At 71.6% G+C, this 1,051-nt stretch carries 1 protein-coding gene; it reads left to right on the top strand.

The genetic code is table 11. The annotated features are described in order from the left end of the window. On the top strand, positions 1 to 1,038 hold a 1,038-nt coding region (locus tag QNA08_RS18915; protein WP_283742284.1), incomplete at its 5' end, for an ABC transporter ATP-binding protein. Positions 1,039 to 1,051 lie beyond the last annotated feature (13 nt).

Here is a 1,051-nt window from a genome sequence, read left to right on the forward strand (position 1 = left end):
CGCAAGGCGTTCGGCGCCGCGCAGATCCTGCACGGGGTGTCGATTGACATCGCGGACGGAGAGTTCGTGATCCTTGTGGGTCCGTCGGGCTGCGGGAAGTCGACGCTTCTGCGCATGATCGCCGGGCTTGAGAACGTGACGGCGGGGGAGATCCGCATCGGCGAGCGGGTGGTGAACGACGTGCCGCCGAAGGCGCGCGACATCGCCATGGTGTTCCAGAACTACGCCCTGTACCCGCACATGACGGTGGCCGACAACATGGCCTTCTCGCTGAAGCTGCGCAAGGCGCCGGCGGCGGAGGTGGAGGCGCGGGTGCGGCGCGCGGCGGCGATCCTGGGGCTGGAGGCGCTGCTCGGGCGCTACCCGCGCCAGCTCTCGGGCGGCCAGCGCCAGCGCGTCGCCATGGGCCGGGCCATCGTGCGCGACCCGCAGGTCTTCCTCTTCGACGAGCCGCTGTCGAACCTCGACGCCAAGCTCCGGGTGCAGATGCGCACGGAGATCAAGGAGCTGCACCAGCGGCTGAAGACGACGACGGTCTATGTCACGCACGACCAGATCGAGGCGATGACCATGGCCGACAAGATCGTGGTCATGCACGACGGGCGGGTGGAGCAGATGGGGGCGCCGCTGGCCCTCTACGACCGGCCGCAGAACCTGTTCGTGGCGGGCTTCATCGGCTCGCCGGCGATGAACTTCCTCAAGGGCCGCATCGCGGCGGACGGGGCGGCGGAGTTTGTCACCGACGGGGGCCTGCGCCTGCCGCTGGCGGGCGTGCCGGCGGGGGCGGCGGGGCGGCCGGCGATCTACGGCATCCGGCCGGAGCACTTCGTCATCGACGGGGCGGCGGGGCTGCCGGCAGAGGTGAGCGTGGTGGAGCCGACGGGGTCGGAGACGCAGGTCTTCGCCCGGCTCGGCGGGCAGGAGGTGGTGGGGGTGTTCCGCGAGCGCATCGGCGTGGGGCCGGGCGACACGCTGCCGCTCAAGCCCGACCCCGCCCTCGTCCACCTCTTCGACGCCGACACCGGCCAGAGACTCTGAACCCGCGCGCCCC

This window comes from Chelatococcus albus (assembly GCF_030067675.1).
Lineage (GTDB): Bacteria > Pseudomonadota > Alphaproteobacteria > Rhizobiales > Beijerinckiaceae > Chelatococcus_A > Chelatococcus_A albus.